17 protein-coding genes are annotated in these 17,632 nt (G+C 73.4%); 7 read left to right on the forward strand and 10 right to left on the reverse strand.

Annotated features, from left to right (window positions below; genetic code table 11):
* The first annotated feature begins 90 nt into the window (after positions 1–90).
* From FHX32_RS15630 to ctaD, 3 genes are all read left to right on the forward strand, one after another.
* Positions 91–543, forward strand: coding sequence for a DUF4383 domain-containing protein (locus FHX32_RS15630; protein WP_167185969.1), 453 nt, complete (start codon positions 91–93; stop codon positions 541–543).
* A gap of 173 nt (positions 544–716) precedes the next feature.
* A complete protein-coding gene (locus tag FHX32_RS35110; protein ID WP_486481118.1) occupies positions 717–953 on the forward strand; it encodes an ATP-binding protein in 237 nt (78 codons plus the stop codon).
* A 118-nt stretch (positions 954–1,071) separates the two neighbouring features.
* Positions 1,072–3,072 (forward strand): aa3-type cytochrome oxidase subunit I, encoded by a 2,001-nt coding sequence (gene ctaD / locus FHX32_RS15640; protein ID WP_167183115.1) that lies wholly within the window; start codon positions 1,072–1,074, stop codon positions 3,070–3,072.
* Between the two features lie 72 nt (positions 3,073–3,144).
* Here the strand turns inward: ctaD and FHX32_RS15645 are convergent, their stop codons facing one another.
* Together FHX32_RS15645 and FHX32_RS15650 are read right to left on the reverse strand one after the other, a co-directional pair.
* A complete protein-coding gene (locus FHX32_RS15645; RefSeq protein WP_109898529.1) occupies positions 3,145–4,284 on the reverse strand; it encodes a SigB/SigF/SigG family RNA polymerase sigma factor in 1,140 nt (379 codons plus the stop codon).
* A 219-nt stretch (positions 4,285–4,503) separates the two neighbouring features.
* On the reverse strand, positions 4,504–5,916 hold the full coding sequence (locus FHX32_RS15650; protein WP_167183117.1) for a hypothetical protein: 1,413 nt from the start codon (positions 5,914–5,916) through the stop codon (positions 4,504–4,506).
* Positions 5,917–6,176: 260 nt separating this feature from the next.
* Between FHX32_RS15650 and FHX32_RS15655 the strand changes: the two genes are divergently transcribed.
* A complete protein-coding gene (locus FHX32_RS15655; protein ID WP_167183119.1) occupies positions 6,177–6,404 on the forward strand; it encodes a CDGSH iron-sulfur domain-containing protein in 228 nt (75 codons plus the stop codon).
* A 95-nt stretch (positions 6,405–6,499) separates the two neighbouring features.
* Here the strand turns inward: FHX32_RS15655 and FHX32_RS15660 are convergent, their stop codons facing one another.
* From FHX32_RS15660 to FHX32_RS15670, 3 genes are read right to left on the reverse strand one after another with little or no spacing between them, the layout of a single operon-like run.
* Entirely contained in the window at positions 6,500–7,576 is a 1,077-nt protein-coding gene (locus FHX32_RS15660; RefSeq protein WP_167183121.1) for an iron-containing redox enzyme family protein, read from the reverse strand.
* 51 nt (positions 7,577–7,627) lie between these two features.
* Complete coding sequence (locus FHX32_RS15665; RefSeq protein WP_167183123.1) at positions 7,628–9,391, reverse strand: thiamine pyrophosphate-binding protein; 1,764 nt, start codon at positions 9,389–9,391, stop codon at positions 7,628–7,630.
* Entirely contained in the window at positions 9,384–10,508 is a 1,125-nt protein-coding gene (locus FHX32_RS15670) for a baeRF2 domain-containing protein (RefSeq protein WP_167183125.1), read from the reverse strand. Before FHX32_RS15670 ends, FHX32_RS15665 begins: the two co-directional genes overlap by 8 nt.
* A gap of 145 nt (positions 10,509–10,653) precedes the next feature.
* Here FHX32_RS15670 and FHX32_RS15675 point away from each other — a divergent pair, with 145 nt between their 5' ends.
* Positions 10,654–11,202: a hypothetical protein gene (locus FHX32_RS15675; RefSeq protein ID WP_486481231.1), complete on the forward strand. Its 549-nt coding sequence runs from the start codon at positions 10,654–10,656 to the stop codon at positions 11,200–11,202.
* 51 nt (positions 11,203–11,253) lie between these two features.
* Here FHX32_RS15675 and FHX32_RS15680 read toward each other — a convergent pair whose 3' ends face one another.
* Complete coding sequence (locus tag FHX32_RS15680) at positions 11,254–11,610, reverse strand: DUF3817 domain-containing protein (RefSeq protein WP_486481119.1); 357 nt, start codon at positions 11,608–11,610, stop codon at positions 11,254–11,256.
* A gap of 165 nt (positions 11,611–11,775) precedes the next feature.
* Here FHX32_RS15680 and FHX32_RS15685 point away from each other — a divergent pair, with 165 nt between their 5' ends.
* Complete coding sequence (locus FHX32_RS15685; protein ID WP_167183127.1) at positions 11,776–13,254, forward strand: glutamate-cysteine ligase family protein; 1,479 nt, start codon at positions 11,776–11,778, stop codon at positions 13,252–13,254.
* Positions 13,255–13,285: 31 nt separating this feature from the next.
* Here the strand turns inward: FHX32_RS15685 and FHX32_RS15690 are convergent, their stop codons facing one another.
* The 4 genes from FHX32_RS15690 to FHX32_RS15705 all read right to left on the reverse strand — a co-directional run bounded on the left by FHX32_RS15690 (position 13,286) and on the right by FHX32_RS15705 (position 16,674).
* Positions 13,286–13,600: a hypothetical protein gene (locus tag FHX32_RS15690; RefSeq protein ID WP_486481120.1), complete on the reverse strand. Its 315-nt coding sequence runs from the start codon at positions 13,598–13,600 to the stop codon at positions 13,286–13,288.
* 306 nt (positions 13,601–13,906) lie between these two features.
* Entirely contained in the window at positions 13,907–14,479 is a 573-nt protein-coding gene (locus FHX32_RS15695; protein WP_167183129.1) for a GNAT family N-acetyltransferase, read from the reverse strand.
* A 43-nt stretch (positions 14,480–14,522) separates the two neighbouring features.
* Complete coding sequence (locus tag FHX32_RS15700; protein WP_167183132.1) at positions 14,523–15,695, reverse strand: zinc-dependent alcohol dehydrogenase; 1,173 nt, start codon at positions 15,693–15,695, stop codon at positions 14,523–14,525.
* A gap of 25 nt (positions 15,696–15,720) precedes the next feature.
* Positions 15,721–16,674: an SRPBCC family protein gene (locus FHX32_RS15705; RefSeq protein WP_167183134.1), complete on the reverse strand. Its 954-nt coding sequence runs from the start codon at positions 16,672–16,674 to the stop codon at positions 15,721–15,723.
* 221 nt (positions 16,675–16,895) lie between these two features.
* Between FHX32_RS15705 and FHX32_RS15710 the strand changes: the two genes are divergently transcribed.
* On the forward strand, positions 16,896–17,591 hold the full coding sequence (locus tag FHX32_RS15710; RefSeq protein ID WP_167183137.1) for an alpha/beta hydrolase: 696 nt from the start codon (positions 16,896–16,898) through the stop codon (positions 17,589–17,591).
* The last annotated feature ends 41 nt before the right edge of the window (positions 17,592–17,632 follow it).

Genomic DNA, 17,632 nt, shown 5'->3' on the forward strand with positions numbered 1-17,632 from the left:
GCCCGGCCGGCGGGTTTGCCGGCACCGCGAGCGGGTAGCCGGGCCGGGCTCTGCACCGCCGCACGGAGGGAGTCCGCGGTGACCGGTCCGATGGCGCACTCGCGTGCCCGATCCAATCCGGCCGACGGCAAGGCCCCGGTACGCCGGGCCGCCGTCATCGTGTCCTGGGTCTTCATCCTGGTCGGCCTGCTGGGGTTCGTCCCCGGCATCACCACCAACTACGGCGACCTGGGGTTCGCCGGTCACCAGTCGGAAGCGATGCTGCTCGGGGTGTTCCAAGTGTCGGTGCTGCACAACCTCGTACACCTGCTGTACGGGGTGGTCGGGCTGGCCCTGGCCCGGACGATCGCCGGCGCCCGGGCCTACCTGATCGGCGGCGGCGCGATCTACCTCGTGCTCTGGCTCTACGGCCTGGTGGTCGACCACGACAGCGGGGCGAACTTCATCCCGCTGAACAACGCGGTCAACTGGCTGCACCTCTTCCTCGGCATCGGCATGATCGCGCTGGGCCTGCTGACCACCCGCGGCCCCGCCCGCCGCTGACCCGGCCCCGACCGCTGCGGCGCCGACCGCGGGCCGGGGCGGACCACCGCGACGCCGGGCCGCCGTCGACGACGACCGCGTGCCGGTCGTCGCGGCGGCGGCCCGTCCCGTTTGACCTGCCGCGCGCCGGGGTGGTTCGCAGGCCTGCGGACGAGACCCGAACGAGGGCGGAGATGTCGAGCCGGATCAGCTGCGAGGTGCGCGACGGGTCGCCGACCGTCGTCCGGCTCGCCGGCGACCTGGACCTGACCACCAGGCGCTCGGTGCATGGTGTGCTGGCAGTGGTCGACGGCAGCCGGGACGGCGCCCGTCCCGGTACGCCGGATGCGCGGGCCGAGGGCGGCCGGGGTCTGCTGCTGGTACGCGAGCTGACCCAGCGCTGGGGCAGCGTGCCGGCCGGGGAGGGATAGGTCGTCTGGGCCACCCTGCCCGCGAATTGACCGAAATTACCGCCTTCGCCTGGTTACATGGACGGAGGGGTGGGTAGCCACGCCCGTCCTTTCTGTCGTCATGGCGGGGTGAGAGTCAATGCCCGAACGGGTCACCACCACGGAACCCGGACGCGACCGCGGACCGGCCGTCCTGGCCCCGGCCCGGTTCGGCGGCTACCCGGGACCGCTGCGCAAGGCGATCCCGGGCGGCAAGCTGATCCGGTTCCTGGCCACCACCGACCACAAGCAGATCGGCCTGCTCTACCTGCTCACGTCGTTCCTCTTCTTCATCGCCGGCGGCATCGAGGCGATGCTGATCCGGGCCGAACTGGCCCGGCCCGGCCTGCAGTTCCTCTCCTCCGAGCAGTACAACCAGCTGTTCACCTCGCACGGCGCGGTGATGCTGCTGCTCTTCGCCACCCCGGCGGCGTTCGGGTTCGCCAACTACATCGTGCCGATCCAGATCGGCGCTCCCGACGTGTCGTTCCCCCGGCTGAACGCTCTCGCCTACTGGCTCTACCTCTTCGGCGGGCTGATGGTGATGGCGGGTTTTCTGACCCCGCAGGGCTCGGCCGACTTCGGCTGGACCGCGTACACCCCGCTGAGCAGCGCGGAACATTCCCCCGGCGTCGGCGCCAACATGTGGGTGATGGGCCTGGTGATCTCCGGATTGGGCACCATCCTCGGCGCGGTCAACCTGATCGCCACGATCCTGACCCTGCGCTCGCCCGGCATGACCATGTTCCGGATGCCGATCTTCACCTGGAACATGCTCTTCACCAGCGTGCTGGTCATCCTGGTGTTCCCGCTGCTCGCGGCGGCGTTGCTGGGGCTGCTGGCCGACCGGCTGCTCAACGCCCACGTCTACGACCCGGCGACCGGCGGGCCGATGATCTGGCAGCACCTGTTCTGGTTCTTCGGCCACCCCGAGGTGTACATCATCGCGCTGCCGTTCTTCGGCATCATCACCGAGATCATCCCGGTCTTCGCGCGCAAGCCGATCTTCGGCTACACGGGTCTGGTGCTCGCCACCGCCGCCATCACGGTGCTGTCGATGACGGTGTGGGCACACCACATGTTCGGCACCGGCCAGGTGCTGCTGCCCTTCTTCAGCATTCTCAGCTACCTGATCGCGGTGCCCACCGGGGTGAAGTTCTTCAACTGGATCGGCACCATGTGGAAGGGGCAGATCACCTTCGAGACGCCGATGCTCTTCGCGATCGGCTTCCTGGTCACCTTCCTCTTCGGCGGTCTCACCGGCGTGCTGCTGGCCAGCCCACCGGCGGACTGGCACACCCACGACACCTACTTCGTGGTGGGGCACTTCCACTACGTGCTCTTCGGCACCGTGGTGTTCGCGCTCTTCGGCGGCTTCTACTTCTGGTGGCCGAAGATGACCGGTCGGCTGCTCGACGAGCGGCTCGGCAAGGCCCACTTCTGGACCATGTTCCTCGGCTTCCACGGCACCTTCCTGGTGCAGCACTGGCTGGGCAACGAGGGTTTCCCCCGCCGGTACGCCGACTACCTGCCCAGCGACGGGTTCACCGCGCTGAACACCTTCTCCAGCATCTCTGCGTTCGTCCTTGGCGCCTCCACGCTCTTCTTCATCTGGAACGCCTGGAAGTCCTGGCGGTACGGCGCGAACGTGACGGTGGACGACCCGTGGGGCTTCGGCAACTCCCTCGAATGGGCCACCACCTGCCCGCCGCCGCTGCGCAACTTCGACCGGATGCCCCGGATCCGCTCCGAGCGGCCCGCCTTCGACGCCAAGTACGGCCCGCTCGTCGCCGACCTCGGCCGGGACCTGCCGCAGCGCACCACCAAGCCGCCGCAGGAATTCACCGAGGAGCTGCACCGGGAGACGCACCTGCCCGAGTCGCCGGCCGCCGAGGGCGCGCACGGTGCTCGGGAGGCGGTTGCGTACCAGCCGGCACCGCAGTCCGGGGCGCGGCCGGTCGACGTGCCGGAGCCGGAGGACGTCCGTCGACCCAGCTTCGAGGAGACCGACGCGCCGGAGGGGCCTCCACCTCCGCAGCGGTCCGAGGCGAGCAAGCGGTGGCGACACCCGCGCAGGCACGACGACAACCCGGAGGACTGACGGGCCTCGTACGCGAGCGGGGGGGCCGGCGCGGATGCGCCGGCCCCCCGCTCGTGGTTGCTTGCCTGCCGGTCAGCCGTCCCGGCCCGGGGACAGGCCGGCCGCGGTGAGCGAGCGGCGCACCGCGGGCTGCACCCGGGTCAGCCGCAGCGGCACCCCGGTGCGGGCGGCGGCCTCCCGGCCGGCCATCAGCGCGGCGATCCCGCCGGCGTCGAACCCGCCCGCGCCGACCAGGTCCACCACCACCTCGGCGGGCTGGCCGGTGACCGCCTCCAGCATGGCCCGGCGCAGTTGGTCGGCGCCGTCCCGGTCGACCTCGCCGCCGACCTCGACCACCACCCGGTCGCCGTTCTGCTTCACCGAGATCCGGGTGCGGCCCGGATCCGGCTCCGCGGCGCCGTTCTGCCAGGGCGGCGGCGCATCGGCGAGCATCGCCTGGCGCAGCCAGGTCAGCGCCCGGGACAGCAGCCGGGACACGTGCATCTGGGAGATGCCGAACCGGGCAGCGATCTCGGCCTGCGTCTGGTTGCCGTAGAAGCGCATGGCCAGGATCCGCCGTTCCCGCCAGGGCAGGCGGTGCAGCAGGCCGCTCACCGTCACCCGGTCGTCGACGGATTCCAGCGCGTTGTCCGACTCCCCCACCAGGTCGCCGAACTCGGCGGAGCTCTCCCCGCCGACCGGCGCGTTCAGCGAGGCCGGGCTGTAGCCGGCGGCCGACTCCAGCGCGGCGAGGATCTCCTCCTCCGGGGTCTCCAGCCGGGCGGCCAGCTCCGCCACCGTCGGCGCCCGGGACAGCTCGCTGGTCAGCGCCGCGGTGGCCTGCCCGACCTCGAGGATCAGGTCGCGCAGCCGGCGCGGTACGTGCACACCCCAGGTGCGGTCGCGGAAGTGCCGCTTGATCTCGCCGACGATGGTGATCGCCGCGTACGCGGTGAACGAGCCCCGTTCCGGGTCGTACCGGTCGACCGCGTTGACCAGTCCCAGCCGGGCGACCTGCTCCAGGTCCTCCAGCGGCTCGCCCCGCCCCCGGTACCGGCGGGCCAGCCGGCCGGCGAACGGCAGGGCGAACCGGACCAGGTCGTCGCGGGCCTCCTGCCGTCGCTCCGGCGGGAGTCCCTCGATCCGCGCCGCGTACGCCATCGCCGCCGCGTCGAGGTCCTCCAGACCCCGGTCGGTGGGTGGTGGTGTGGTCGTGCCGGTCTGTCCGAACATCCGCGCCTCCCTCAGGAAGGTCCCCCGCCCGGATTTTGGGAAACCGGTCGTGCGCGTGGTCGCACCACGCACCGGGCCGGAAGTGGGTTACGTGACTGGGATGCCAGCGGGCGCCGCACTACGCAGCGTGATCGGGCCGTCGCAGCCAGCGGTGTTCCCGCTCCGTAGGTACTCAATCACGGGATCCCCGGTTCGCGAGGATGTTTCGCCGGGCCGGCCTCAACAGACCAGCAGGCCGTGCACGGTGCCGCCGGCGCGGAGCGCGGCGAGCGCCGCCGGCATCGCCATCGGCGGCGGCACCGGCAGGTCGTACGGCTGGGCTCGCAGCACCTCGGTGGCCCGCCGGGTCGGTACCGCGGTGACCGGATAGCCGCGCGCGGTCGGGCGGTCCAGCGCGCGCCGACGGCGGCCGAACCCGGCGACCGCGAGCCACTGCGGCAGCCCGGCCAGCGCCGGCGAGCGGACGCCGGGCGGCTCGGGCAGCACGTCCACCGAGCTGAACGGCTCGCTGCCGGCCAGCCACCACTCCGCCCCCTCGACGCTGCGCCGGGTGGCGTTCTCGCACCAGTACGGCACCAGCCCGGCCCGGACCACCTGCCACGGGTCGAGCAGCCGACCGCACTCGACCACCAGCCGGTCGCCGGTCTTGCCGGCGGCCCGCAGCCAACCCCGGTAAAGGTCGGCGGTGGCGGCGCTGAGCGCCTCGGGCCGGGGGTACAGCACCCGGTGCAGCGGATGCCCGTGCCGGCCGGTCCACTCCCGGGTGCTCAGTTCGAAACCGGACTCCACGACATGTTCGGCGTACCCGGCCGGCGAGGTGACCTCCGGCGGCTCCCAGTGCGCGCCGTCCCCGCCCGCCGAGCGGAGCACCTGGCGCAGCGCGTGGCTGTCCGGGTGGAAGTCCACCGGGTCCAGGCCGCTGGCCGGGCAGCCGACCTGGAAGCTGTGCCCGGGTGCCGAGTCGAGCACCGGCCAGGTGCGCGCGTCGCGCAGCAGCAGCACCGGCGCGCCCGGCGCCAGCCGGTCGGCCAGGAACCGCCGGTAGGCCTCCGGCAGCGCCTGCCAGCGGGCCGCCAGCGCCACCGTCGCGCCGGCCAGCGCACCCCGGCTGGCCGGGCAGTGCACCTGGCGTACGTGCAGGTCGCCGTTGCCGGCGAGCAGCCGGGCGGCGAGCGCGGCGCCGTGGTCCAGGGCGGCCTTCGGCCGGTCCACCGCGCCCTGCGCCCAGTGCACCGTCATCTCGAACCCGGCGGGCAGCCAGGGCACGCCCAGCGCGACCGCCAGGTGCGCCGCCGCGCCGTGCGGCGATCCGATCAGCACCCCCGGGTAGCGCCGTCGCGGGTAATGGCCGACGAACCAGGCGGCCACCCGGGCCGCTTCGACCTCGGCCGTCTGCCCGCAGGTCAGCGCGACCCGGCCGGCGGCCCGGTTCGCCACCGCCCGGCGGACCGGCTCGGGGGCGCCGGTGAAGCGGGACAGCGGGCCGACGTGCCCCAGGTCGGCGCAGTCCACCCCGCGCAGGGCCCGGGCGGTGGCGCCGACCAGGATCCGCGCGGCGCTGCCCGGCGTCACGACCCGGTCGCCGGTCAGACCGGCGCCCTCGGCCGTGAGCCCCTCGTGCACCTTGCGCACCGGCCCCACCTTGCCTCGATCGCTCACCACGCGGCCCGGCTTCCCGTCCCGATGCGGTTCAAACGGGGCATCCCCCACCGGGCGGGAGCAATCCGGTGATCTTCCGGCCCATCGCCGTCCTCGCCGGTTGGCTCCGTCCCGGCCCGCGCGTCCCTGGTGGGCCCGCCGGTCCCGGGTGGCGCGGACGTCCCGGGTGGGCGCGGCGTCCCGCCGCTTCCGCACCGGGTTTCGGGGCGGCCGGTACGGGCACTTGACGCCCCATGCACGAGGACCAGGACACTCCCCCGGCCGCCACGATCACCCCGTACCAGGACGGTCCGCTGCTGGTGCGGGGCGACTTCGCCCTGGTCACCCCGGACGGGCGGACCATCGACGCCCGCCGCGGCACAGTGGCCCTGTGCCGCTGCGGCAAGTCCGCCCTCAAGCCCTTCTGCGACGGCACCCACAAAGCCGTCGGCTTCCGCGCCGGCACCGACCGCGAAACCTGAGGCCCGCCGCTTCCCCGTCGATGATGAAGTTGTTGTCACCCGGCCCGACGTGTCGGGACAACAACTTCATGATCACGGGCGCGTGCCGGGGGTGGTCAGGCTACGGCGGGGAGTGGGGATGGGGTGGGGGTGGAGAGGGTGCGGGTGGGGTTGGGGGTGCGGAGGGAGGTGCGGGCGGCGGACCAGCTGTGCAGCAGGTGCGCGGCGAAGAGTCGGTCCACCGCCAGCGCGGCGGCCGCGCCGAAGACCACGTCCGGCGCGAGCTCCGGCTCGATCCGGACCAGTCCCCCGCACAGGTCGTGCGCGGCGATCTGTTCGTGCACCGCGTCCGCCTCGACGTGCTCGTCGTAGAACCGGGTGGCCACCTCGTCGAGACCCAGCCGGCGCAGGCCGTTGCCGTAGCGGCGGTTCGGCAGCGACGAGGTCATCTCGTAGGCCGCCAGGTGCCCGAGCAGCGCCCCGCGCAGCCGGCGGTGCAGGCCGAACAGCGACATCAGGTTGTTGGTGGCCAGGGTGACCGCCGGCACCGCGTCCAGGTGAGCGGCGTACGCGGTGTCCAGGCCGAGCCGGTCCATGGTGGTGCGGAACAGCTCGGCGTGCATCCGGTCCAGCCGCCCGTTGCCGTACTCGTCCATCTGGATCTCCACCAGGGCCGCCTTGGCCGGGCCGCCGAGGCGGGGCAACGCCCAGCTGTGCGCGTCCGCCTCCCGCAGGTGGTAGATCGAGCGGTGGGTGACGAACTCGCGGAACTGCGCCAGGGTGGCCCGCCGCTGCAGGTGCGCGGCGAGCGACGGCCCGTCGTCGGCGGCGACCACGTCGGCCAGCGCCGCCGGCACCCCGGCGGGCAGCACCGCCGGCAGCGGGCCGACCAGCCGGCGCACCGCCGCCTCGAAGACCTTCTCAGCGGACGACCGCAGCGCCAGCAGCGACGGCTGCCACTCCCAGTCGTCGGCGACGCCGCGCCAGCCCCGGTAGTGCGTCTCGTAGCAGAGGAAGAGGGTGAGCTGGAGGTCCTCGTCGGTCAGCGGGTCGGCCGGGTCGAGCCGCGCGGCGAGGTCGTCCGGCAGGTCGTGCGGCGCGCGCCGTAGCGCGTCGAGCACCGCCGCCGAGACGGGTCCGCGCGGGCGCGGCAGGGGCGCGGGACCGTACCGCCGGTCAACAGGCTCGGACAAGGTGACCTCCAGCTTCGACTGACGATCACCAGTTGCCCCGGTCGGCTACCGCTAAACGAGGTCCTCCGCCTCGACGGCCACCCCGGCCGCCAGCATCTGGTCGCGGACCCGGCGGGCGGCGTCGCCGGCGGCGACGATGCCGCGCAGGTCGGCGAAGGCCGGCTCCGGTGGGGCCAGCGGCACCCCGGGATCGACCACCGCCTCCAGCACGCAGGGCCGGTCCGCGGCGAGCGCCTCGTCCCAGGCCGCGCCGACCAGCTCCGGCCGGTCCACCCGGACGCCGTGCAGGCCGAGCAGCCGGGCCCAGCCGGCGTACGGCACGTCGGGCCGGCGCTGGGACGGATCGGCTGTCGGTTCCCGGCCCCCGCCCATCCCGGACTGGTCGCGATTGTTGAGCACCAGCACCACCAGCCGGGGATCGGGCCAGCGCGACCAGTGGTGCGCGACGGTGATCAGCTCGGCCAGGCCGTTGAGCTGCATCGCGCCGTCACCGAGCAGCGCGATCACCGGCTGGTCGGGGGCGGCGAGCTTGGCCGCCACCGCGTACGGCAGGGCGCAACCCATCGAGCCGAGGGTGCCGCACAGCTGGGCGTTGACCCCCGGCGGCAGTTCCAGGTGCCGGGCGTACCAGTAGATCACCGAGCCGACGTCGACAGCGATCGCCCCGGACCGCGGTACCCGGGCGGAGAGCTCGTGCAGCACCAGCTGCGGGTTGACCGGCTCGGCCGGGCCACCCGCCCGGTCCGCCGCCTCGCCGCGCCAGCGCTCGACCGAGCGTTCCACGGTCGCCCGCCACCCCTGGTTCGGGTCGTTGCGAACCCGGGCGAGCAGGGCGCGCAGGGTCTCCGCGGCGTCGCCGACCAGCGGCACGTCCACCGGGTAGCGGGTGCCGATCCGGCGGCCGTCGAGGTCGATCTGCACGGTGCGGACCTGACCGGCCATCGGGAAGTAGTCGGTCCACGGGTCGTTGGTGCCGACCAGCAGCAGGATGTCGCAGCCGCCCATCAGTTCGGCGCTGGCCGGGGTGCCGACCTCGCCGAGCACGCCGGTGTGGAAAGGCAGCCGCTCGTCGAGCACCGGTTTGCCGAGCAGCGAGGTGGCCACCCCGGCGCCGAGCCGGTCGGCCAGCGCGATGATCTCGTCCGCCGCGCCCCGGGCGCCCTGCCCGACCAGGATGGCGGGGCGCTGCCCGCTGCCGAGCAGCTGGGCGGCGGCGTCCAGGTCCACCTCGTGCGGCAGCACCCGCGCCAGCGGCTCGCCCGGGGTGGCGGTGACCACCCCGACCGCCTGCGGTTGCAGGTCGGGCACGCTGATCTCCTGCAACTGCCGGGGCAGCACCACGCAGACCGGGCTGCGGGTCGCCGCGGCGGTGCGGAACGCCTGGTCCAGCAGACCCGGCACCTGCTGCGGCGTACGGGCGTGCCCGATGAACTGGTTGCACACGTCGCCGAAGAGCTGGCTCAGCCCGATCTCCTGGTGCGCGCCGCCGAGCGGGCCGGTGATGTCCTCCCCCACGATCGCCACCACCGGCTTGCTGTCCAGCTTCGCGTCGTAGAGCCCGTTGAGCAGTTGCACCGCGCTCGGGCCCTGGGTGGCCAGGCAGACACCGATGCCGCCGGTGAACTTGGCGTGCCCGGTGGCCATGAACGAGGCGGTCTCCTCGTGCCGGGCCGGGATGAACGCCGGGTCCCCACCGGCGGCGTCCAGCGCTTCCACCACCGGCGCGATGGCCGCACCGGGATAGCCGAAGGCGCGTGGTACCCGCCACGCCCGCAACCGTTCGACCACCAGGTCGGCGACGGTGCGCTCAGCCATTGCCCCGCCCGGGGGTGCTCGCGTCCACGTAGCGCAGCACCGCACCCACGCCGTCGGTCAGCTCCGGTGCCTCGTCCGGGCCCAGCACGGTGAGCTCGGCGTCGGTGCCGACCAGCGCGCGCACCAGCGCCGCGTCGGCGCGGACCTTCGCCGGGTCGGTCACCGACATGGCGCTCAGCTGGCGCGGGTCGGTGGCGATCTCGGTGGGCTCCGGGCCGATCCACAGCTCGCCGGTCGCCGACGGGTCGTCCACGATCAGCATGTTCTCCACCTGGTTGCGTTGCAGGGCGGAGACCACGGCGTCCAGCCCGGCGCCCACGTCCTCCTGCATGCCGAACCGGTCCAGCGCGGCGGTGATCCGCTGGTCGGCCACCTCGGCGATGGTCTGCACGGTGAGGTCGTCCAGCAGGGTCTGGTCGGCCCCGCCGGCCCGGGAGCCGGCGTCGGTACGCACCACCGCGTCCTGCCAGCGCTCCGGCATCTGGGCGGCGATCATCCCGGTCGCCCGGACGTCGCCGGCGACCACCACCACCTCGGCGCCGACCTTCTCGGCCAGCTCGACGGTGGCGGCGGTGACGTCGCCGGCGTTGTGGTGCCAGGCCTCCATCGCCGCCCGCTGGTAGCGGGACTGCGACCAGCCGCCCGGATTCACCCGGCGCAGTTGGTAGCTCTCCCGGCCCTGGACGTGGGACCGGCGCGGCACGCCGCCGGCGCTGATCGCCATCGCGTCGGCGCCGGTCCGGTCGGCCAGCACCCGCACCCAGGCGACCTGCTCGCCGCGCTGGGCGAGCAGCGGCATCACGTGCGGCAGTTCGGAGAACGCGGCCAGGTCCCGCAGCGGCGGGGCGGACAGGTACTCGGAGAGCACCACCCGGCCCCGGGTGGCGAAGACGGCCAACCCGTAGTCCCCGGCCATCGGATCGTGCCCCCGGACCACCCGTTCCACGGCGTCGATGCTCGCCACGTCGGCGCGCTGCCGCTGGAGTTCGTCGCGCAGCGCGCGCCAGCGCAGGTCGAGCGCCGGATGGGCGTCCTCGGTGTTGGCCGAGGCGTCCAGGTAGACCGAGCACCACGGCCCGGGTCGGTCGTAGAGCGGGCGCAGGAAGGACAGCTGCATGCTCGACCCCTTTCCAGCTCGGCCCTGCGCTTACCCGCGCGACTGCGATAGTCACCTGGCCCGTGAGTGGGGGCGTGACCAGGTTTCATTCACGTCGTTCAACCCAGGCGTACCGATACCATCGGTGAGCGGAACCGGACTCTGGGTGGTGGACATGGACAGCGACCTGCATATCCGGCGGATCGTCCACCCGACGGACCGGATCGTCACCGGCCGGGTCGTCCGGTTGATGGACGGCTACGCCCGGGAGCTGAAGGTGGGCCAGCCGGTGCTGGTCGCCGTGCTCGCCGCGGCCGGGGTTGCCGGGCTGCTGGTGGCGCTGGTCCGGGCGCTGCTCTCGATCGGCTCCGGCGGCAGCCGACGGGCGTTCAAGGAGCTGCGCAAGGGCCCGGAGTACCTGGTCACCCCGCTGCGGATCCGCGACACGGTGGGCCAACTCTGCGAGGTGGAGTTGCACGGGCACCTGCCGCAGAGCGCGCTGCACCCGGCGGACCACGTCCAGCTGACCCTGCGCCGGCAGCGCGACCCCGACCTGCCGCCGAAGGTGGAGCAGATCGTCAACCTCACCACCGGGCAGCTGCTCACCCCGCGTACCGCGACCCTCTGGTCGCACCTCGGCCCGCCGCTGCTGCTCCAGGCGGCGCTCGGCGCGCTGCTGATCGCCGCGCTGCTCGCCTGGTCGGCGCTGACCTGAGGGTCGGCCGCCGGGGTCGGGGCGAGGGCTGCCGGCCGGAGCCGGGGCGGTTCAGCCGACCCGGGTCGGGGTACGGGCCGGCTCGGCGGCCGTGCGCAGCATCCCCCGGCGGTGCGCCCAGCGCTCGAAGGCGATCGTGGCGAACGGCGGCACCGCGCAGGCCAGCGCCGCGAGGGTGGCCGGCCAGCTCCACCGGTGCAGCCGGGAGACGACGGCGACCAGGGCGAGGTACGCGACGAACAGCCCGCCGTGGATCGGCCCGAAGATCTGCACGCCGATCTCGTTGCCGGGCGGGCCGTACTTGACGGCCATGCCGGCCAGCAGTCCCGCCCAGGAGCACGCCTCGGCGATCGCGGCCACCACGAACAGCCGGGTCAGCCGGGTACGCAGGGCGAGGTCAGCGGTCACGGCGAGCCATCCTACCCGGCGTCCCGCCCGGCCCCGACCGGCCGTCCCGGTGCGGTCCGTGCCGGATTAACACCCGTCCGGTACGGGAAAGGACCGGGCTGGGTCTTCCCCGGCTCGTCACCTCCGTGCGAGTTTGGTGGAACCAGCGGTGACAGGGTGGTGACCATGGGCGAGGACGTCGGCGTACGCAACTTCAGCCGGGAGGATCGGGCCCGCTACCGGGAGAAGGTCCGCCGCTGTCTGGACGTCTTCGCGGAGATGCTGCGCGAGTCCCGGTTCGACGTCGACCGGCCGATGACCGGCCTGGAGATCGAGCTGAACCTGGTCGACGACGACTCGATGCCGGCGATGCGCAACGCCGACGTGCTGGCCGCGGTGGCGGACCCGAGCTTCCAGACCGAACTCGGCCAGTTCAACGTGGAGATCAACGTCGAGCCCCGTCGGCTGGGCGGCACCGGCACCGCCGAGTTCGAGCGGCACGTGCGGGCCAGCCTGAACGCGGCGGAGGAGAAGGCCCGGACGGTCGGCGCGCACATGGTGATGATCGGCATCCTGCCCACCCTGCGCCCCGAGCACCTGACCGCGGAGACGCTGTCGGCCAACCCGCGCTACCGGCTGCTCAACGAGCAGATCTTCGCCGCCCGCGGCGAGGACCTGCGGATCTCGATCAACGGGGTGGAGCGGTTGGCGGTCACCGCCGACACCATCACCCCGGAGGCGGCCTGCACCAGCACCCAGTTCCACCTCCAGGTCAGTCCGGCCCAGTTCGCCGACTACTGGAATGCCGCCCAGGCCGTCGCCGGCGTCCAGGTGGCGCTCGGCGCGAACGCGCCGCTGTTCTTCGGCCGGGAGTTGTGGCGGGAGACCCGGGTCCCGCTGTTCCAGCAGGCCACCGACACCCGCCCGGAGGAGATCAAGGCCCAGGGCGTACGGCCCCGGGTGTGGTTCGGCGAACGCTGGATCACCACGGTCTTCGACCTGTTCGAGGAGAACGTGCGCTACTTCCCGGCGCTGCTGCCGGTCTGCGAGCCGGAGGACCCGGCCGAGGCGCTCGCCGCCGGCGGGGTGCCGAAGCTGGCCGAGTTGCGGCTGCACAACGGCACCATCTACCGGTGGAACCGGCCGGTCTACGACGTGCTGCGCGGCCGCCCGCACCTGCGGGTGGAGAACCGGGTGCTGCCCGCCGGGCCCACCGTGCTCGACACCGTCGCCAACGGCGCCTTCTACTTCGGGCTGGTCCGGGCGCTGGCCGAGGCCGACCGGCCGCTGTGGTCGCAGATGTCGTTCAGCGCGGCCGAGGAGAACTTCACCAACTGCGCCCGGCACGGCATCGACGCGCAGGTGTACTGGCCCGGCCTGGGCTACCTGCCGGTGACCGAACTGGTGCTGCGCCGGCTGTTGCCGCTGGCCTACCACGGGCTGGACCGGTGGGGGCTGGACCCGGACGAGCGGGACCGGCTGCTCGGCATCATCGAGCAGCGCTGCCTGACCGGCCGCAACGGGGCCAGCTGGCAGGTGGCCACGCTGCACCGGCTGGAGTCCGCCGACCACCTGGACCGGCCCGAGGCGCTGCGCGAGGTGGTCCGGCACTACGTCGACCTGATGCACAGCAACCGCCCGGTGCACGAGTGGCCGCTGCCCTGACCGCCGGTCGGTGCCGGTGCGGCGGCCGGGCTCAGTGCCGGTGCGGCGGCCGGGCGTGCCCGTCCTCGCGGTCGATGCGCAGTTCCCGCTCCAGTTCGGCGATGACGGCCCGCAGGTCGTCCAGCCGCTGGGTGAGCGCGATCCGGTCCACCTCGTCGGGCACGCCGTCGCCGTCCTCGTCGTAGCCGGGCGCCAGCCGCTCGGTCATCTCCAGCCGGCGGGCCTCCTCCATCGAGTTCACGATGACCGCGATCAGGATGTTGAGCAGCAGGTTCACCGTGATGACCACGTAGCTGACGTAGTAGAGCAGCGTCCAAACGGCCGCGACCGGACGGCCCGGGCGCACCGGTCGGCCACGGTGGACCAACCCGGCGCGGACCCACCGGTGGCCCGCCGCTGTTCGGGCACGCGGGGACGGCTCACCGGGCGGTGAGCCCCGGCGCCGCGCCCGGGTGCCGGCCACGCCGACCGGCCGATCGCGACTGTTCGGCGAGGGCCTTCGGCACGACGAGCATGGCGACAGCCTAACGAGTGACCACGCCCCGGCGGGCCGCCGGTGGCGGCCACCTCGCCGGCGAACGTGATACCGCAGAGTCATCAATATGCCTCAGCGGTATCACGGAGCCGGGTGACACGTCCGTGCCGGCCCGGGTCAGTCCGCCTTTCCCGGCCACGGGGACGGGTCGTCGCGCAGCCGGCTGTAGAGGTAGGCGTCGCGCCACCGGCCGGCGCGGAACTCGCTGGCGCGGACCACGCCCTCCAGCTGGAAGCCGGCCTTCTCCAGCGACCGCTGCTCGGCGGCGTTCTCCGGGTGGGTGCCGGCCTGGATCCGCTGCGCCGGAGTGTGCGCGAACAGGTAGTCGCAGAGCAGCGCCTGGGCCCGCCAGCCGATGCCGCGCCCCCGCCACTCGGGCAGCAGGGCGATGCCGATCTCCCAGTAACCGGCCGGCCCGGCGTACCGCCCGGCCTGGTAGCTGACGAGGCCGACGGCGCGCTCCGGGTCGACCTCGACGACCAGCCGCCCGTCGTCGGCGCCGAGGTAGCCGTCGGTGGCGAAGCGCCGGGCCGGCGCGCCGGCGTCCCGGTAGCCGCTCCAGTCCAGCCCGATCAGGCCCGGTTCGCTGACGAACCGGCGGAACATCGCCAGGTCCGGCTCGGCCACCGGGCGCAGCCGGACGGTGAGGCCATCGGTCTCGTGCTCGATCCCCGCGAGCGTTGCGTCCATTCGCGACAGGCTAGTGGTCGGCCGGCCGCCGGGCCCGCCCGGGTCAGACCGTGAGCAGCACCTTGGTGCAGTCGTCCTGCTTCTTCTGGAAGATCTTGTATCCCTTCGGAGCGTCGGCCAGCGGCATCCGGTGGCTGATGATGAAGCTCGGGTCGATCTCGCCGCGCTGGATGCGCTCCAGCAGCGGCCGGGTGTAGCGCTGCACGTGGCACTGCCCGGTCCGCATGATCAGCGACCGGTTCATGAACGCGCCCATCGGGAACTTGTCCACGAAGCCGCCGTACGCGCCGATCACCGAGACCACACCGCCGCTGCGGCAGGACAGGATCGCCTCGCGCAGCGCGAACGGCCGCTCCGTCTCCAGCCGTACCGCCTGCTTGGCCCGGTCGTACGCGTAGATGGCGGTGTCGCCGTGGTGGCCCTCCAGGCCGACCGCGTCGATGCACGCGTCCGGGCCCCGACCGGCGGTCAACTCGTTCAGCGCGTCGAGCACGTCGGTGTCCTCGTAGTTGAGCGTCTCGGCGCCGGCGTGCTCGCGGGCCAGCCCCAGCCGGTACGGGTACCGATCGATGACGATCACCCGCTCGGCACCGAGCAGCCGGGCGCTGGCCGCGGCGAGCAGCCCGACCGGGCCGGCGCCCCAGACGGCGACCACGTCACCCGGCTTGATGTCGCACATCTCGGCGCCCATGTAGCCGGTCGGGAACACGTCGGCGAGCATCACCGCCTGCTCGTCGGGCACCTCGTCGGGCACCTTGACCGGGCCGACGTCGGCGAACGGCACCCGGGCGTACTCGGCCTGGCCGCCGGCGTAGCCGCCGAGCAGGTGGGAGTAGCCGAAGATGCCGGCCGGCGAGTGGCCCATCACCTTCTCGGCGATCCCGGCGTTGGGGTTGGAGTTCTCGCAGACCGAGTAGAGGCCGCGCTGGCAGGAGGTGCAGTGCCCGCAGGCGATCGGGAACGGCACCACCACCCGGTCGCCGGGCCGCAGGTTGCGCACCTGCGGGCCGACCTCGACCACCTCGCCCATGAACTCGTGGCCGAGGATGTCGCCCTTGCGCATCGCCGGGATGTAGCCGTGGTAGAGGTGCAGGTCGGAGCCGCAGATCGCGGTGGAGGTGATCCGTACGATCGCGTCCCGGGCGTTCATGATCTTCGGGTCGGGCACGTCGACGACCTTGACGCTGTCCCTGCCCATCCACGCGGTGGCCTTCATCGGCCCTCCTTTCCGGGTCGGTCGGTCATCGGGTGGCGGCCGGCAGCGGCTGGGCCGGGCGTTGCATGACCTGCTGGCGCACCGAGATGCCGTCCGGGCTGCCCTCGGAGCGGACCACCTCGCCGGTCTCCAGCACCTGCTTGAACCGGCGCAGGTCGTCGCGGACCTGCTGCTCCGGCTCCTCGCCGAAGAGCTTGGCCACCGTCCGGCCGAGCGCGCCGCCGGGCGGGGCGTAGCGCAGCTGGACGCGGACCTCGGTGCCCCGGTCGCCGGGGGCGGGCACGAACCGGACCCGGCCGGCGTTGGGCACCCGGGTGCCGGGCAGCGACCGCCAGGCCAGCGACCGGTTCGGCTGGTCGTCGATGATCTCCGCGTCCCACTCGACGGCCCGGCCGGCCGGGCCGCGGGCGACCCAGTGCGAGCGGCGCAGGTCCTCGGCGCGCACCGACTCCAGGTGGGACATGAACCGGGGCAGGTTCTCCACGTCCCGCCAGAACCGGTACGCCTCGGCCGGCGTGCGGTTGACGGTGACCGCCAGCTCCATCCGGATCAGTCGCTGCCGGGCCCGGCGGGCGCGGCTGGCCCGTACCGCGGTGACCAGGTCGACGGCGGCGATGCCGGCGACAACGGCGGTGGTGATGGCCACCCGCCGACGCCGCTCGTCGCAGCGGTCGGCCATCGCCCGGCCGAGCAGCGTCAGGTCCGTCGCGTCGCCGGCGACCCGGGTCCAGGCCCAGCCGGCCGGCCGGCGTCCCATGATCAGCCCGGCCGCGTGCCCCAGCTCGCGGGCGCCGACCGCGGGGATCACCGCGCGGGCCGCCGGGGAATCGTCCACTCCGGTCAGCCGCGCGAGCCGGCCGGGCGCGGCGAGTGCGCCAACGCCGAGCGCCAGGCTCAGCCAGCCCACCGCCCGGGGCAGCAGCGCGGTCGGCTCCGGCCCGTCCAGTTCGGGCAACAGCACCTCGTCGGACCTGTCCACGGTCTGCCTCCTCGGTTGACACGAGGCCGCCCGGCGCGACGGCGGGCGGCCCGGCGGTGAGTCCGCCACCGTGACGCTATGCCCCGAAAACGGGCCATGGACCCGATTCCGCCGAGGTGACGACGTCCGTTCCGGCTGATCGACTCCGCATCGGCGATCCGGGGGTGTCCGGGCGGGGTGGACACCCCCATTCCGGCGACGTGGTGTGGCAGCCTTACCGGATGGACGCGGCCCCGAGCGAACCGGAACCGGTCAGGTTCGCCATCGACGGTGCCGAGATCGCGGTCCGGCTGGCGGGCGATCGGCAGCGGCCGGCGCTGCTGCTGATCCACGGGTTTCCGGCCTCCTCGGGGTCGTTCCGGAACGTGATCGACACCCTCGCGGGGACCTGCTTCGTGATCGCTCCCGACCTTCCGGGGTTCGGTGGCTCCGAGCCGATCGACCGGCCCTCGTTCGCCCGGTTCGCGGACGTGATCGACAAGTTGCTCGCGCGGCTCGACATCCGGTCCTTCCACCTCTACCTGCACGACTACGGAGCGCCGGTGGGGCTCCATCTCGCCACCCGGGATCCCGAGCGGGTCCGCAGCCTCATCGTCCAGAACGCCAACGCCCACGACAGCGGGATCGGGCCGCAGTGGGCGGCCACCCGGGCCTACTGGGACTACCGCCACCACGTCGCGCGCTTCGGGGAGATCGCCGAGTATCTCGATCGCTGGCAGCCGCCCGCGCTGATGCTGTGGGGGCGGCACGACATCTTCTTCGACCTCGCCGAGACCCTCTCCTGGCTGAGGGCGCTGCCCAGGATGGAGGCGCACATCCTCGACGGGCCGCACTTCCTGCTGGAGACCCATCCGGTCGAGTGCGCCGCCCTGATGGACGCCTTCATCCGGCGGGTGGAGGCACAGCGCCGCCGCTGACCGGCCCTGCCGCTGCCGCGACGAGGGCAGCCCGGCGGGCG

It is taken from the genome of Micromonospora sp. CNZ280 (assembly GCF_011759515.1).